We start from the raw sequence: 13,541 nt of genomic DNA on the forward strand, positions 1-13,541 counted from the left end.
GCAAGATTCCCCCTACTACAGACATGGGACGCGTGATGAAGGACAGTCTGGTTACCCTGTTCGGCGGCGGCGGCTTTCTGGGCCGGCAAGTGGCGCAGGCGCTGCTGGAGCGCGGCGCGCGGGTGCGCGTGGCCCAGCGCGACCTGGCGGGCGCGATGCGGATCAAGCCGCTGGGCGGCCTGGGCCAGACGCAGTTCGTCTTGGCGGACATCCGCAAGCCCAAAAGCGTCGCGCTGGCCGTCGCGGGCAGCGACATCGTCATCAATCTCGTCGGCATATTGACCGGCGATTTCGACGCGGTGCACCGTCAGGGCGCGGCCAATGTGGCGAAGGCGGCGGCGGACGCAGGCGTCAAGGCGCTGGTCCATGTGTCGGCCATCGGCGCGGACGCGCAAAGCCCGTCCGCCTATGGCCGGTCCAAGGCGGCGGGCGAAGCGGCGGTCAAGGCGGCCTTTCCGAACGCGACCATCATCCGGCCGTCGATCATCTTCGGGCCGGAAGACCAGTTCCTCAACCGCTTCGCCGACCTGATCCGCATGGCTCCCGTGGTGCCGGTGATCGGCGCGGGCACGAAGTTCCAGCCGGTGTTCGTCACCGATGTCGCGGGGGCCATCGCCAATGCGGCGGCGCAGCCGGACGCGCATGGCGGCAAGTCCTATGAACTGGGCGGGCCGCAAGTGCTGAGCATGATGGAGTTGAACGCCTGGATCGCCAAGGCCATCGGGCGCGAACGCAGCCTGGTGGCCGTGCCCGCGCCGCTCGCCTCGCTGATCGCGGCTTTCGGCTTCCTGCCGGGCGCGCCGATCACGCGGGATCAATATGCGATGCTGCAAAAGGACAATGTGGTCGCGCCGGGCGCGGAGGGGCTGGCGGCGCTGGGCATCGCGCCGACGCCGATGGGCGCGGTCGCGGAAGGCTGGCTGGTGCGCTATCGCCGGCATGGCCGCTTCGCCGGACGCGTCAAAGACTGAGCAGGCGTCGATAGGACGAAAGCCGCGCGCGACCGGCCGCCCGCCACACGCTTTGCGGGCGGCGCGCGCTGCGGCAATGTGTGCGGCGCGCAATCCGCGCTCTCTTCCCGCATAGTCATCTCATCCAAGGACCATAGCGCCCCATGGACATGCATTATCTGACGGTCATCCTGCTCGGCATCGTAGAAGGACTGACCGAGTTCCTGCCCGTGTCCTCGACCGGCCACCTCATCCTGGCGAGCGAATTGCTGGGCTACGACGCATCGACATGGGCGATGTTCAATGTCGTCATCCAGTTGGGCGCGATCCTGGCGGTGGTGGTGCTGTATTGGCGCACATTCTGGGCCGTCGCGACGGGACTGCTGCGGCGGGAGCCGGTGAGCTGGCGTTTCCTGCGGAATCTGTTGGTCGCCTTCCTGCCTTCCGCCGTCATCGGGCTGGCGCTGCATAGCTATATCGAAGTGCTGCTGGGCGCGCCGCAGGTCGTGGCCTGGGCGCTGATCGCGGGCGGCATCGCCATACTGCTGATCGAGCGCATGGTGAAGAAGGCGCAATATCACGGCATCGCCGACATTCCCTTGCCGCAGGTGATCGGCGTCGGGTTCATCCAGTGCATCGCGATGATCCCCGGCGTGAGCCGTTCGGGCGCGACGATCATGGGCGCGCTGACGCTTGGGGTCGAGCGGCGGACGGCCGCGGAGTTCAGCTTCTTCCTCGCCATCCCGACCATGCTGGGCGCGAGCACATTGGAACTGCTCAAGAAGGGCGATCAGATCACCGGCGGCTCGGTCGGCTGGGGCAGCATCGCGCTGGGCTTTGCCGTATCCTTCGTCGTCGCGCTGCTGGTCATCAAATGGTTCGTGGGACTCGTGTCGCGGCGCGGCTTCGCGCCCTTCGCCTGGTATCGAATCGTCGCGGGCGCGGCCGCATTGATCTGGCTGGCGGCTAGATAGGACCGTATCGGAACCTTGTTGACGCTTCATCCTGCGATCCATTCGCATTAAAGGCGAATACCGGAGAATTTTAGGACAGTTCTATTGACTTAAATGTCGGAATCCGCGTGACTCGGCCTGTTTTTGAGCCTATGTGAGCGCCTGCAATATTTTCCAGGGGCGACTTATGGGTGACAATCCGATGCTGAAGTTTGTGGGGACGGGCCAGGCCTATCCCGAGAAACGCCCGGCACAGGATCGCGCGGACGATTTCCTTGAGATCAGCCGCAGCTTCATTCTGGACAAGGCGGAGGAGCAGGCGTCGCGCTGCTCGCAATGCGGCGTGCCTTATTGCTCGACCCATTGCCCGCTGCACAACCATATCCCCGACTGGCTGCGCCTGACGGCCGAGGGGCGGCTGCGCGAAGCCTATGAGCTGTCCAACCTCACCAGCACCATGCCGGAAATCTGCGGCCGCATCTGCCCGCAGGATCGCCTGTGCGAAGGCAATTGCGTCATCGAATTTTCCGGCCATGGCGCCGTCACCATCGGCAGCGTCGAAAAATACATCACCGATACGGCGTGGAAGGAAGGCTGGGTCGAACCGCTGGTGCCCGGCAGCCCCACCGGCCAGTCGGTCGGCGTGATCGGCGCGGGCCCGGCGGGCCTGACCACCGCGGAATATCTGCGCGTGGCCGGCTATGAGGTGCATGTCTATGACCGGCACGACCGGGCGGGCGGGCTGCTGACCTATGGCATCCCCGGCTTCAAGCTGGAAAAGGACGTGGTGATGCGCCGCGTCCAGCGGCTGAAGGACGGCGGCATCGTCTTCCACCAGAGCTTCGAGGTGGGGCGCGACGCCACGCTGGAAGAGCTGCGCCAGAAGCACGACGCGGTGCTGATCGCGACCGGCGTCTACAAGCCGCGCGACATCAAGGCGCCGGGCGTGGGCGCGCCGGGCGTGGTGAAGGCGCTGGACTATCTGACCGCTTCCAACAAGGCGGGCTTTGGCGACGCGGTGCCGGAACATGAGGACGGGTCGCTGCTGGCGGCTGGCAAGAATGTCGTCGTCATCGGCGGCGGCGACACCGCGATGGACTGCGTCCGCACCGCCATCCGCCAGGGCGCGAAGTCGGTGAAGTGCCTCTATCGCCGCGACCGGGAAAACATGCCCGGATCGCAGCGCGAAGTCGCCAATGCCGAGGAGGAAGGCGTCGAGTTCGTGTGGCTGACCGCGCCCGTGGCGTTCGAAGGCACGGAGCATGTCACCGGCGTCAAGGTGACGAAGATGCGGCTGGGTTCGCCCGACGCTTCGGGCCGCCGCGCGCCGGAGCCGGACCCCGGCAGCGAGCACACGCTGGAGGCGGACCTCGTCATCAAGGCGCTGGGCTATGACCCGGAAGAACTGCCGCGGCTGTTCGGATCGGAAGATTTGTCGGTCACGCGCTGGGGCACGCTGCGCGTCGATCATCGCACGATGATGACCAGCGTGGACGGCGTGTTCGCGGCGGGCGACATCGTGCGCGGCGCTTCGCTGGTCGTCTGGGCGATCCGCGACGGCCGCGATGTGACCGAGCATATGCACCGCTACCTCAAGGCACAGGCCAAGGCAGCGGCGGGCGAAAGGGTCGCGGCGTGAGGAAGGCGCTGTTCTGGATGGCGGGGGCCGCGCTGGCCCTCTCCGCCCCTGCTCTCGCGCAGAACCAAGCGGCGGCCGATCCCGCGCGGATCGCGGCGGCGAAGCCGGTGGTGGACAAGGTGTTTCCTGTCGGCACCTACCGCCGGATGATGGGCGAAACCATGTCCAAGATGATGGACAGCATGATGGACGGCGTCATGAAGATGCCGCTCGCGCAGCTCGCTCGCATCGGCGGCGTGCCGTCGGAGAAGATCGCGGACCTCAATGACGCATCCATGGCGGAGATCGGCGCGATCCTCGACCCGCATTTCCGCGAGCGGACGAAGAAGGGCATGGACGCGATGATGGCGTCCATGGCGGACCTGATGAACGGGTTCGAGCCGCAGGTGCGCGACGCGCTGACCCGCGCCTATGCCCGCAAGTTCGACGGGCGGCAGCTTGGTGAGCTGAACAGCTTTTTCGCGACGCCGACCGGCGACCTTTATGCCCGCGAATCCATGATGATGTTCATGGACCCGGAAATCATGCGCGAAATGCAGGCTTTCATGCCTGAGATGATGAAGAAGATGCCCGACATCGCGGCAAAGGCGGAGGCGGCGACCAAAGACCTGCCCGCCCCCCGCAAGATTGCCGACCTGTCGCCCGCCGAGCGCGACCGGCTGGCGAAGCTGTTGGGTGTGAAGGCCGGCGACCTCAATGACAACGCCGCCTCGACAAGCGACGAAGGGACCGAATGATGACTGAGCAGACCCCTTTCATGGCCAGCCCCGAAGAGCGCGCACGCATCGCTGCCGAGGGCATGTATCACCCCGAGATGGAAGGCGACGCGTGCGGCGTGGGCCTGGTCGCGGCCACCGATGGCCGTCCCAGCCGCCGCGTGGTGGTGAGCGCCATCGATGCGCTGAAAGCCGTGTGGCATCGCGGCGCGGTGGACGCGGACGGCAAGACCGGCGACGGCGCTGGCATCCATGTCGACCTGCCGGTGCGCTTCTTTGACGACGCCATCGCCGACAGCGGCCACAAGCCCATGCCCAACCGGCTCGCCGTCGGCATGATCTTCCTGCCGCGCACGGATCTGTCGGCACAGGAAACCTGTCGCACCATCGTCGAAAGCGAGATCATCGACGCGGGCTACACCATCTATGGCTGGCGCCAGGTGCCGGTCGACGTGTCGGTCATCGGCGAGAAGGCGCAGCGCACCCGCCCGGAAATCGAGCAGATCATGATCGCCGGGCCGATGCCCGAGGAACGCGATCAGGCCGAGTTCGAAAAAGACCTCTACCTCATCCGCCGCCGGATCGAGAAGAAGGTGATCGCCGCGCAGATCAACGATTTCTACGTCTGTTCGCTGTCCTGCCGCTCGATCATCTACAAGGGGTTGTTCCTGGCGGAATCGCTGTCGGTTTTCTACCCCGACCTTCAGGACGAGCGGTTCGAAAGCCGGGTCGCGATCTTCCACCAGCGTTATTCGACCAACACCTTTCCGCAATGGTGGCTGGCCCAGCCCTTCCGCACGCTGGCGCATAATGGCGAGATCAACACGATCCGCGGCAACCAGAACTGGATGAAGAGCCACGAGATCAAGATGGCCAGCCTCGCATTCGGCGAATATAGCGAGGACATCAAGCCGGTGATCCCGGCGGGCGCTTCGGACACCGCCGCGCTCGACGCCGTGTTCGAGGCAATCTGCCGCGCCGGGCGCGACGCGCCCACGGCCAAGCTGATGCTGGTTCCCGAAGCGTGGCAGAGCGACAAGGCCGACCTGCCCCGCCCCCATGCGGATATGTATGAATATCTCGCCTCCGTGATGGAGCCGTGGGACGGCCCCGCCGCGCTGGCGATGACGGACGGGCGCTGGGTCGTCGCGGGCGTGGACCGCAACGCGCTGCGTCCGCTGCGCTATACGCTGACGGGTGACAATCTGCTGATCGTGGGGTCCGAAACCGGCATGGTCGTGGTGCCCGAAACCACCATCGTCCGCAAAGGCCGCATGGGGCCCGGCCAGATGATCGCCGTCGATCTGCTCGAAGGCGAACTCTATGACGACCGCGCGATCAAGGACAGGATCGCGGGCGAAGCGCCCTATGGCGAACTCATCAAGGACTTCATGTCGGTCGAGGACCTGCCGCAGGCGCCCAGCGCGCTGCCGCAATGGGACAAGGCGGAACTGACGCGCCGCCAGGTCGCGGCCAACATGACGCTGGAGGACATGGAGCTGATCCTCAGTCCCATGGTCGAGGATGCGAAGGAAGCCATCGGCTCCATGGGCGACGATACGCCGCTGGCCGTCATTTCCGATAAGCCGCGCACGGTCAGCCATTTCTTCCGCCAGAATTTCAGCCAGGTCACGAACCCGCCGATCGACAGCTTGCGCGAACGGCATGTGATGAGCCTCAAGACGCGCTTTTCGAACCTCAACAACATTCTGGAAGAAGGCGCGCAGAAGAACAATGTGCTGGTGCTGGATTCGCCGGTGCTGACATCGGCCGAATGGACGCGGCTGAAGGCGCATTTCGGCCATGCGGTCGCGGAAATCGACTGCACCTTCCCGGCCGAGGGCGGGCAGGAGCAGTTGCGCGCCGCAATCACCCGCATCCGCGAGGAAGCGGAACAGGCGGTACGCGAAGGACGCAGCGAAATCTTCCTGACGGACGAGCATGTCAGCGCCGACCGGGTCGCCATCGCGGGCGTGCTGGCGGCGGCGGCGGTGCACACGCACCTCGTCCGCAAGGGGCTGCGTAGCTATGCGTCGATCAACATACGCTGCGCCGAGGCGCTCGACACCCATTATTTCGCGGTGCTGATCGGCGTGGGCGCGACCACGGTGAACGCCTATCTGGCCGAAGCCAGCATCGCCGACCGCCATGCGCGCGGCCTGTTCGGCGACCTGCCGCTGGAGCAGTGCTTCGAGCGTTATCGGGTGGCGATCAACGAGGGCCTGCTCAAGATCATGTCCAAAATGGGCATCGCGGTCATCAGCAGCTATCGCGGCGGCTATAATTTCGAGGCGGTGGGCCTGTCCCGCGCGCTGGTGAACGACCTGTTCCCCGGCATGCCCGCCAAGATTTCGGGCGAAGGCTATCATTCGCTGCATTTCAGCGCGAAGATGCGGCACGACGCCGCTTATGACAGCGCGATCGTGCGCCTGCCGGTGGGCGGCTTCTACCGCCAGCGCAACGGCGGGGAGAGCCATGCCTATTCGGCGCAGCTCATGCACCTGCTGCAAACGGCGGTCGCGACGGACAGCTATTCGACCTATCTGCAATTTTCGCGCGGGGTGCGGGATTTGCCGCCGGTCTATCTGCGCGACCTGCTGGAGTTCAACTTCGCCCGCGAGGCGGTGCCGATCGACGAGGTGGAAGCCACCACGGAAATCCGCAAGCGCTTCGTGACGCCGGGCATGTCGCTGGGCGCGCTCAGCCCCGAGGCGCATGAGACGCTGGCCATCGCCATGAACCGCATCGGCGCGAAGGCCGTGAGCGGCGAAGGCGGCGAGGATGCGAACCGCTTCAAGCCCTATGAGAATGGCGACAACGCGAACAGCGTCATCAAGCAGATCGCGTCGGGCCGTTTCGGCGTCCATGCCGAATATCTGGGGTCGGCCGAAGAGATCGAGATCAAGGTCGCGCAGGGCGCCAAGCCCGGCGAAGGCGGCCAGCTTCCCGGCTTCAAGGTGACCGAGTTCATCGCCAAGCTGCGCCATTCGACGCCCGGCGTGACGCTGATCTCGCCGCCGCCGCACCATGACATCTATTCGATCGAGGATCTGGCGCAGCTCATCTACGACTGCAAGCAGATCAACCCGCGCGCACGGGTGTGCGTGAAGCTCGTCAGCCAGGCGGGCATCGGCACGGTAGCGGCGGGCGTGGCGAAGGCCCATGCCGACGTCATCCTGGTGGCGGGCCATGTCGGCGGCACGGGCGCGTCGCCGCAGACGTCGATCAAATATGCGGGCACGCCCTGGGAAATGGGCCTGTCGGAAGCCAATCAGGTGCTGACGCTCAACGGCCTGCGGCACCGGGTGAAGCTGCGGACGGACGGCGGGCTCAAGACCGGGCGCGACATCGTGATCGCGGCGATCCTGGGCGCGGAGGAATTCGGCATCGGCACGCTGTCGCTGGTGGCCATGGGCTGCATCATGGTGCGTCAGTGCCACAGCAACACCTGCCCGGTGGGCGTGTGCGTGCAGGACGAAAAGCTGCGGCAGAAGTTCACCGGCACGCCCGAGAAGGTCATCAACCTCATGACCTTCATCGCCGAGGAAGTGCGCGAGGTTCTGGCGCGGCTGGGCTTCCGCAGCCTGGATGAGGTGATCGGGCGGACGGAACTGCTGAAGCAGGTCAATCGTGGTGCGGAGCATCTGGACGATCTCGACCTCAATCCCATCCTCGCCAAGGTGGATGCGCCCGACGAGCAGCGGCGCTTCAGCCTCGACGCGTGGCGCAACGAAGTGCCCGATAGCCTCGACGCGCAGATGATGCGCGACGCCAAGGCCGTGTTCGAACGGGGCGAGAAGATGCAGCTCACCTATACGGTGCGTAACACGCATCGCGCGGTGGGCACGCGCCTGTCGGCCGCCGTGACCGAACGGTTCGGCATGTCGGCGCTGGCGGACGGGCATCTGACGGTGCGCCTGCGCGGAAGCGCGGGCCAGTCGCTGGGCGCGTTCCTGTGCAAGGGCATCACGCTGGAAGTCTTTGGCGACGCCAACGACTATGTGGGCAAGGGCCTGTCGGGCGGCACCATCGTGGTCCGCACGACCGTCTCCAGCCCGCTGTCGAGCAAGGACAACACCATCATCGGCAACACCGTCCTGTATGGCGCGACCGCGGGCAGGCTGTTCGCGGCGGGTCAGGCGGGCGAGCGCTTCGCGGTCCGCAATTCGGGCGCGCAGGTGGTGGTCGAAGGCTGCGGCGCGAACGGCTGCGAATATATGACCGGCGGCACGGCGGTGATCCTGGGCAAGACCGGCGCGAATTTCGGTGCGGGCATGACCGGCGGCATGGCCTTCATCCTCGACGAGGACGGCAGCTTCCCGGAACAGGCGAACCCGGAAAGCATCGTCTGGCAACGTCTGGAAAGCGCGCATTGGGAAACGGAACTGAAAGCGCTGATCGCCCAGCATGCGGTCGCCACCGACAGCAAATGGTCGAACACGGTGCTGGACGACTGGGACCGCTGGCGGCGCTACTTCTGGCAGGTCTGTCCGAAGGAGATGGTCAGCCGTCTCGCTTATCCGCTGAGCGATGCGCCGGCAGAGGTGATCGCGGCCGAATAGGACCGCGCCGGCTTCACGGCTGGCCTGCGGCCGGCGGCAGCGTCGGGCGGACCTTGACCGGAGCGGAGTCCGGAATGGCGGCGGGTGAAGGCTCTTCTCCCGCCGCGAATCTTTCCACCGGCGGCGGCGCGGAGGACGCTGCGTCGGGAGTCATATAGTCTTGCGCCACCGGGTCCGCGCTGCCGTGGATCATGCCGTCGGGATCCCAGCCGCCCTGATCCGCCATCATCTGCCGCTCGGCCAGAGTGGGGCCGCATCCTGTGCAGCGAATCGTCTCCGGTCCTTTCTCCGGCGTGGCCGGGACGAAGCTCGCCGGACTGTCCTGCGGCGAATCCATCGTCTCCAGGTCCGCGATAGGCGGGGGTTTTTGCGGCGTGGTGACGAAATGGCCCAGCCCCATGCCCAGCAGGATAGCTGCGCCCGTCGCGCTCCCGCCCGCTATCCAGAAACTTTTTGCCATCGCCGCATCCCTTTCCGATGCCCGCTTCCGCCAATCGTAACGCCTATGCAGATCGGTTGTTGCAAGGGGGCAAAGCCTTTGCTAATGGCCGGCTCCTACCAGGCACCGGCTCCGCCGGTTCCTCTTGAAATGTGCGGTCGTGGCGGAACTGGTAGACGCGCAACGTTGAGGTCGTTGTGGCCGAAAGGCCGTGGAAGTTCGAGTCTTCTCGACCGCACCATATCCTTTGAAACCAAAGGATTTTTCCAAGGCGCTTGGCGCAATTTGGCACGCCGCCATTCCCCGAATATGCTTTGAACCGTCAAAAACGGGATAACCGGGGCAGCCCCGGCCATGATCTGTCACCGGATTTCGCGAGGGCAACCCATGCGCCCCATCGGCGGCGCTACTGGTCTTGGCCCACCGGCGGATAATGCGCTCGAAGCAGCAAAGGAACTTGGCCAACTCCCGCTGGGTCCAAAGCGTATCGTCCTCCATCCGCATCGCTCCTTTGATCGTTTTTGCGCACTGGTTCGCTGGACCTCACCGCCAAATAGCGCGGGGCGGGAAAATTCATGGTCATCTGCGCTGTAAGACCGCCCGCATCGGGAAACGGCAGGGCGGTGAATGCGTAGGCGCAATCGTCGATTTCGACACGCAGATAATCGCGCGGCGGATCGCTGCGGGATTTTTTCTCCCATGCGTCGCCTATTGTCGTTCACTCGGTGGGCACCAGCCTGATCCGGCGCTTTATGGTGAGGGTTTCACTCTCGTCTTCCCATCCACCCTGCTTCGACCGCTTGAACCGGCCGATGACGCGCCGCCGTGTCATGTTCCCGCCTCCGCGTTCTTGCGCGCCTTGGCAAAGGCGCGATCGCTGGCGAGGAAGGATGGAGCATCGCGGGTATCAGGTCCGCGACCGTCGCGGCCTTTGCGCGCATCGCCCAGACTGACCTCGGGATAGGTGCCCAAACCGAGCTTCTTTTCCTCGCCATCGACCCCGTATTTGAGCCGCCAGAGCTTTCCGCCGCTGGCCTCGACCAATAAAAAAGCGCGACGGCATCGCCCATTTTATAGGGCTTGTCCTTGGACTTGGCATTCTGATCGCCATGTCGGCCAACGCCATCGTGGGACCCATTTCCATGTCGTCTGGGGCCATGCCGAAAATAGACCCAATCTGGCCCCCAAATTCTCCGGCTGTCAGAGACTGACGGCGAAAGCCAGCGAAGAAACCGGCGCTGAATATGACGGATTTTCTGGTCCGTCAGCGAATGGTGGCGAACAGAGATATGGTGCCGGGGACGGAGGCGAATTATTAAGATATAACGTTGATATAATTGTATTTTTTCAATGTGGATTTTTAATCCACCCCCAAATGCACCCCCAAACAAAGAAAACGAAGCTTTCATTCGTTACCCACAACCCCATCAATCAAAGCGAAATTACGCTCCGTTGGCATACAGAACACGTTAACGCGGCAAGGAAATGTGGCAAGTATCAGCGAACCTTAACGAACATCCCCGGCATTCAGACACTGGCGGTCTTGGGAAACCTTACTACCTCGCCCCCTTGGCGCAGCATATCCAGATGATCGCTCCACCATTGCGCCATCTGCACCCGCTCAGGCCAATAAATTGACCGATGATAGGCCGCTCGCACCTGATTGGCTTCGCGGTGCGATAAGGCACGCTCGATTGCGTCTGGGTTCCACTTGCCACTTTCGTTCAACAGCGAGCTGGCCGTCGATCGAAAGCCATGAGCGGTCATTTCATCGCCGCTATAGCCAAGCCGCCGCAGCGCCCCATTGATCGTATTTTCCGACATAGGCCGGGACGCGGACCGGATAGACGGGAAAACATACGTGCCGCGTCCGGTCAAAGCCTGCATATCGCGCAGGATCGCAAGCGCCTGCTCCTACAAAGGGACATGATGCGGCTCGCGCATCTTCATGCGGCTGGCCGGGATCGTCCAGACTGCGTTGTCGAAGTCGATTTCCCACCATTCCATCTGGCGCACTTCGCCGGGCCGCTGGAAGATGTGCGGCGTCAGTCGCAAGGCGTAGAGCGTGGCAGGCTGGCCTTGATAGCTGTCCATTGCGCGCAGCAGTTCCCCCAACGCCTTGGGATCGGTGATGGCGGCATGATGCTTCACCTTGGGCGGCACCAGCGCGCCCAGCAGCATGTGCGCCGGGTCATTGCTGGCCCGCGCCGTCGCGACCGCATAGCGAAACACTCGGCTGGCGAAGGAGCGCATCCGCCCAGCCGTCTCGCGCTTGCCAGACTGCTCCACCTTCTTCAACACCGCCAGCAACTCATGCGGCGTCACTTCGGCAACCGGGCGCGCGCCGATGGCAGGAATCAGCAGCGTCGATAGCCAGCGCACCTTGTCCATAGTCGCCTGCGCCCGGCCTTCCTGCTCCATTCGGCTGATATATTCCTCTGCGACCGCCCCGAAGCTGTGAGCCGCGCCCAGCATGGTCGCAATCTTGGCCTCCTTCTTAGCCTGGCCCGGATCAATGCCTTCGGCCAGTTGTCTGCGCGCGTCATCGCGCAGCGCCCGCGCAGCTTTCAAACTAATTTCGGGATAGCTACCCAGCGATAGCAGCTTTTCGATTCGCTTCGGCTGACCCTGATCGTCCGCGCCATCCACCCGATATTTCATACGCCACAGCAGGCCGCCGGAAGGATGCACCAGAAGATGCAGCCCCTTTTCGTCCGTCAGCTTGTAGGGCTTGGCCTTCGGCTTGGCATTCTTGATCGCGGTATCGGTCAGCGCCATTGCGGCTACCCCCAAATCATCGCCGCAATCTGGGGGTATTTCGATTAGCCGGTTTGCCGACCACCCCCAGCGACACCCCCAACAGAGCGTGATTGCTGGCGAACATAGCCGAACAAGCCCGGCCATTTCGTGGGCATTTTTAGCAGTTTTCTGGGGTTTTCTCAATCATTCGCGGGGCTTGGCGAACATGAAAGTGGTGCCCGGGGACGGAGTCGAACCGCCGACACTGCGATTTTCAGTCGCATGCTCTACCAACTGAGCTACCCGGGCACGGGAGGCCGGTTTCATGCGCCGACCATCAGGAGAGGCGTGCCTATAGGCATCAATCGGGGTTGCTGTCCACCCCATAATCACCGCTTTTTTCGTCCGCCTCGGGCGAACGCGCGCCAGGGACGCGGTAGCCTTCGCCCAGCCATTGCAGAAGATCGCGGTCGCGGCAGCGTTCTCCGCAAAAGGGACGGGTTTCGGCGTGCGACGGCTGGCCGCAGATCGGGCAGGAAGAGGCTTTAGGCGACATGGCCCGCCAATATGGAGAGCGCATCGTCCGCGCGCAAGGTGATCGCGCCGCCGCGCCTGCGCGCAAGCTGTTCGATCCAGTGCGACGCCTTGTGCAGCCGGCCGATGACGGCCGGAGCCGCCGTCAGCGTGGCAGGCCCGCCATTGCCGTGCCGCTCCGCCCGCCGCAGCAGCGCGAGCGCCGCCGTTTCGACCGGATCGGCGCGCAAGATCTCCATCAGGCTGGCCCGCTCCCGGCGGCGGATGATCTGGATGAAGCCGAAGCCGTTGACCGCCGTGCGCTCGAACGGCAGCAGCAGATATTTGTCGATCTGGGCAGCGGCAATGGTGCGCTCGTCCTTGTTGTTCATCGTCGGCAGGTCGACGCCGATCGAGCCGGTCAGGCCCATGCGGCGGATCGCCTGCGCCGCCAGCTTCGCGCCCTTGGGACCAAGCTGCGCGGGCGGCAGGCTGCCGTCGACGTCGATCAGCACCATGGCGGGCGTGGGGAAGATTCGCAGGGCGGCTGCCTCGGTGCCGACCTCGCCCGACATGGCTTCCTCCATCAGCTCGCCCCAGCCATGGGCTTCGAGCCGGTCCTCCTCATGCGCCGGGCACGGGATAACGGGCACGCCGGTCTGGCGGATGCGCTGGAGCAGGCCGGCCCCTGGATGCGCCTTGGCGCCGGGCTGGGCGACGCGGCCCTTGGCGAGCTTGGCGCGGCCCTCCTCGGCAATCGCCTCGCGCTGAATGTCGATCAGCACGGCCGCGCCCTCCGCGATCTTGGGCGGGATGGGTTCGATCAGCACGTCCTCGCCCGATACAAGGCGGACGATGCCGCGCTTCTTGGGGATGATCGTGTGGACGAGGCGGCCTTGGGCCACCGCGCCCGCGCGCGCGGCGTCGCCTTCGCGTTCGATCAGCGCCTCGACCAGGCGGCCCTTTTCGATCAGCGCGGCGCGCGCCTCGCCAATGCCTTCTTCATACAGCCATTCAGCCATGGAACACC

At 64.6% G+C, this 13,541-nt stretch carries 11 protein-coding genes and 2 tRNA genes; 6 read left to right on the plus strand and 7 right to left on the minus strand.

From position 1 onward, the window contains the following. Positions 1-35: 35 nt before the first annotated feature. The 5 genes from IQ35_RS12755 to gltB all read left to right on the plus strand — a co-directional run bounded on the left by IQ35_RS12755 (position 36) and on the right by gltB (position 8,820). A complete protein-coding gene (locus tag IQ35_RS12755) occupies positions 36-971 on the plus strand; it encodes a complex I NDUFA9 subunit family protein (protein ID WP_242003344.1) in 936 nt (311 codons plus the stop codon). 143 nt (positions 972-1,114) lie between these two features. Beyond that, positions 1,115-1,924, plus strand: coding sequence for an undecaprenyl-diphosphate phosphatase (locus IQ35_RS12760; RefSeq protein ID WP_145073999.1), 810 nt, complete (start codon positions 1,115-1,117; stop codon positions 1,922-1,924). Between the two features lie 166 nt (positions 1,925-2,090). Next, the gene (locus IQ35_RS12765) at positions 2,091-3,542 is read left to right on the plus strand and encodes an NAD(P)-dependent oxidoreductase (RefSeq protein WP_145074002.1); all 1,452 of its coding nucleotides are present in this window, start codon (positions 2,091-2,093) and stop codon (positions 3,540-3,542) included. Further along, a complete protein-coding gene (locus tag IQ35_RS12770) occupies positions 3,539-4,279 on the plus strand; it encodes a DUF2059 domain-containing protein (protein ID WP_021244503.1) in 741 nt (246 codons plus the stop codon). The genes IQ35_RS12765 and IQ35_RS12770 overlap by 4 nt, the downstream gene beginning before the upstream one ends. Continuing rightward, a complete protein-coding gene (gltB, locus tag IQ35_RS12775; RefSeq protein ID WP_021244502.1) occupies positions 4,279-8,820 on the plus strand; it encodes a glutamate synthase large subunit in 4,542 nt (1,513 codons plus the stop codon). The genes IQ35_RS12770 and gltB overlap by 1 nt, the downstream gene beginning before the upstream one ends. 13 nt (positions 8,821-8,833) lie before the next feature. On the opposite strand, the gene IQ35_RS12780 is transcribed toward gltB, so the two are convergent. Continuing rightward, the gene (locus IQ35_RS12780) at positions 8,834-9,280 is read right to left on the minus strand and encodes a hypothetical protein (RefSeq protein ID WP_021244501.1); all 447 of its coding nucleotides are present in this window, start codon (positions 9,278-9,280) and stop codon (positions 8,834-8,836) included. 133 nt (positions 9,281-9,413) lie between these two features. On the opposite strand from IQ35_RS12780, the gene IQ35_RS12785 reads away from it, so the two are divergent. Beyond that, a tRNA-Leu gene (locus IQ35_RS12785) sits at positions 9,414-9,500 on the plus strand. A gap of 587 nt (positions 9,501-10,087) precedes the next feature. Here the strand turns inward: IQ35_RS12785 and IQ35_RS21235 are convergent. The 6 genes from IQ35_RS21235 to IQ35_RS12815 form a co-directional block, all read right to left on the minus strand. Beyond that, complete coding sequence (locus IQ35_RS21235; RefSeq protein WP_184204936.1) at positions 10,088-10,303, minus strand: Arm DNA-binding domain-containing protein; 216 nt, start codon at positions 10,301-10,303, stop codon at positions 10,088-10,090. Positions 10,304-10,786: 483 nt separating this feature from the next. Next, positions 10,787-11,146 (minus strand): tyrosine-type recombinase/integrase, encoded by a 360-nt coding sequence (locus IQ35_RS21805; protein ID WP_311768315.1) that lies wholly within the window; start codon positions 11,144-11,146, stop codon positions 10,787-10,789. A 27-nt stretch (positions 11,147-11,173) separates the two neighbouring features. Next, on the minus strand, positions 11,174-12,037 hold the full coding sequence (locus IQ35_RS12800; RefSeq protein WP_311768316.1) for a tyrosine-type recombinase/integrase: 864 nt from the start codon (positions 12,035-12,037) through the stop codon (positions 11,174-11,176). 194 nt (positions 12,038-12,231) lie between these two features. Beyond that, positions 12,232-12,307, minus strand: a tRNA-Phe gene (locus IQ35_RS12805). A 52-nt stretch (positions 12,308-12,359) separates the two neighbouring features. Beyond that, on the minus strand, positions 12,360-12,554 hold the full coding sequence (locus IQ35_RS12810; protein WP_021244498.1) for a DNA gyrase inhibitor YacG: 195 nt from the start codon (positions 12,552-12,554) through the stop codon (positions 12,360-12,362). Beyond that, positions 12,544-13,533: a ribonuclease gene (locus IQ35_RS12815; RefSeq protein WP_145074005.1), complete on the minus strand. Its 990-nt coding sequence runs from the start codon at positions 13,531-13,533 to the stop codon at positions 12,544-12,546. Before IQ35_RS12815 ends, IQ35_RS12810 begins: the two co-directional genes overlap by 11 nt. Positions 13,534-13,541 lie beyond the last annotated feature (8 nt).

It is taken from the genome of Sphingobium wenxiniae, assembly GCF_007830065.1.
Lineage (GTDB): Bacteria > Pseudomonadota > Alphaproteobacteria > Sphingomonadales > Sphingomonadaceae > Sphingobium > Sphingobium wenxiniae.

Bases quoted from the DNA above. Each gene is read 5' to 3' on its own strand.
- IQ35_RS12815 (WP_145074005.1), bottom strand. From the start codon at position 13,533: ATGGCTGAATGGCTGTATGAAGAAGGCATTGGCGAGGCGCGCGCCGCG.
- IQ35_RS12780 (WP_021244501.1), bottom strand. From the start codon at position 9,280: ATGGCAAAAAGTTTCTGGATAGCGGGCGGGAGCGCGACGGGCGCAGCT.
- gltB (WP_021244502.1), top strand. From the start codon at position 4,279: ATGACTGAGCAGACCCCTTTCATGGCCAGCCCCGAAGAGCGCGCACGC.
- IQ35_RS12810 (WP_021244498.1), bottom strand. From the start codon at position 12,554: ATGTCGCCTAAAGCCTCTTCCTGCCCGATCTGCGGCCAGCCGTCGCAC.
- IQ35_RS12760 (WP_145073999.1), top strand. From the start codon at position 1,115: ATGGACATGCATTATCTGACGGTCATCCTGCTCGGCATCGTAGAAGGA.
- IQ35_RS12765 (WP_145074002.1), top strand. From the start codon at position 2,091: ATGGGTGACAATCCGATGCTGAAGTTTGTGGGGACGGGCCAGGCCTAT.
- IQ35_RS12800 (WP_311768316.1), bottom strand. From the start codon at position 12,037: ATGGCGCTGACCGATACCGCGATCAAGAATGCCAAGCCGAAGGCCAAG.
- IQ35_RS12755 (WP_242003344.1), top strand. From the start codon at position 36: ATGAAGGACAGTCTGGTTACCCTGTTCGGCGGCGGCGGCTTTCTGGGC.
- IQ35_RS21805 (WP_311768315.1), bottom strand. From the start codon at position 11,146: ATGCAGGCTTTGACCGGACGCGGCACGTATGTTTTCCCGTCTATCCGG.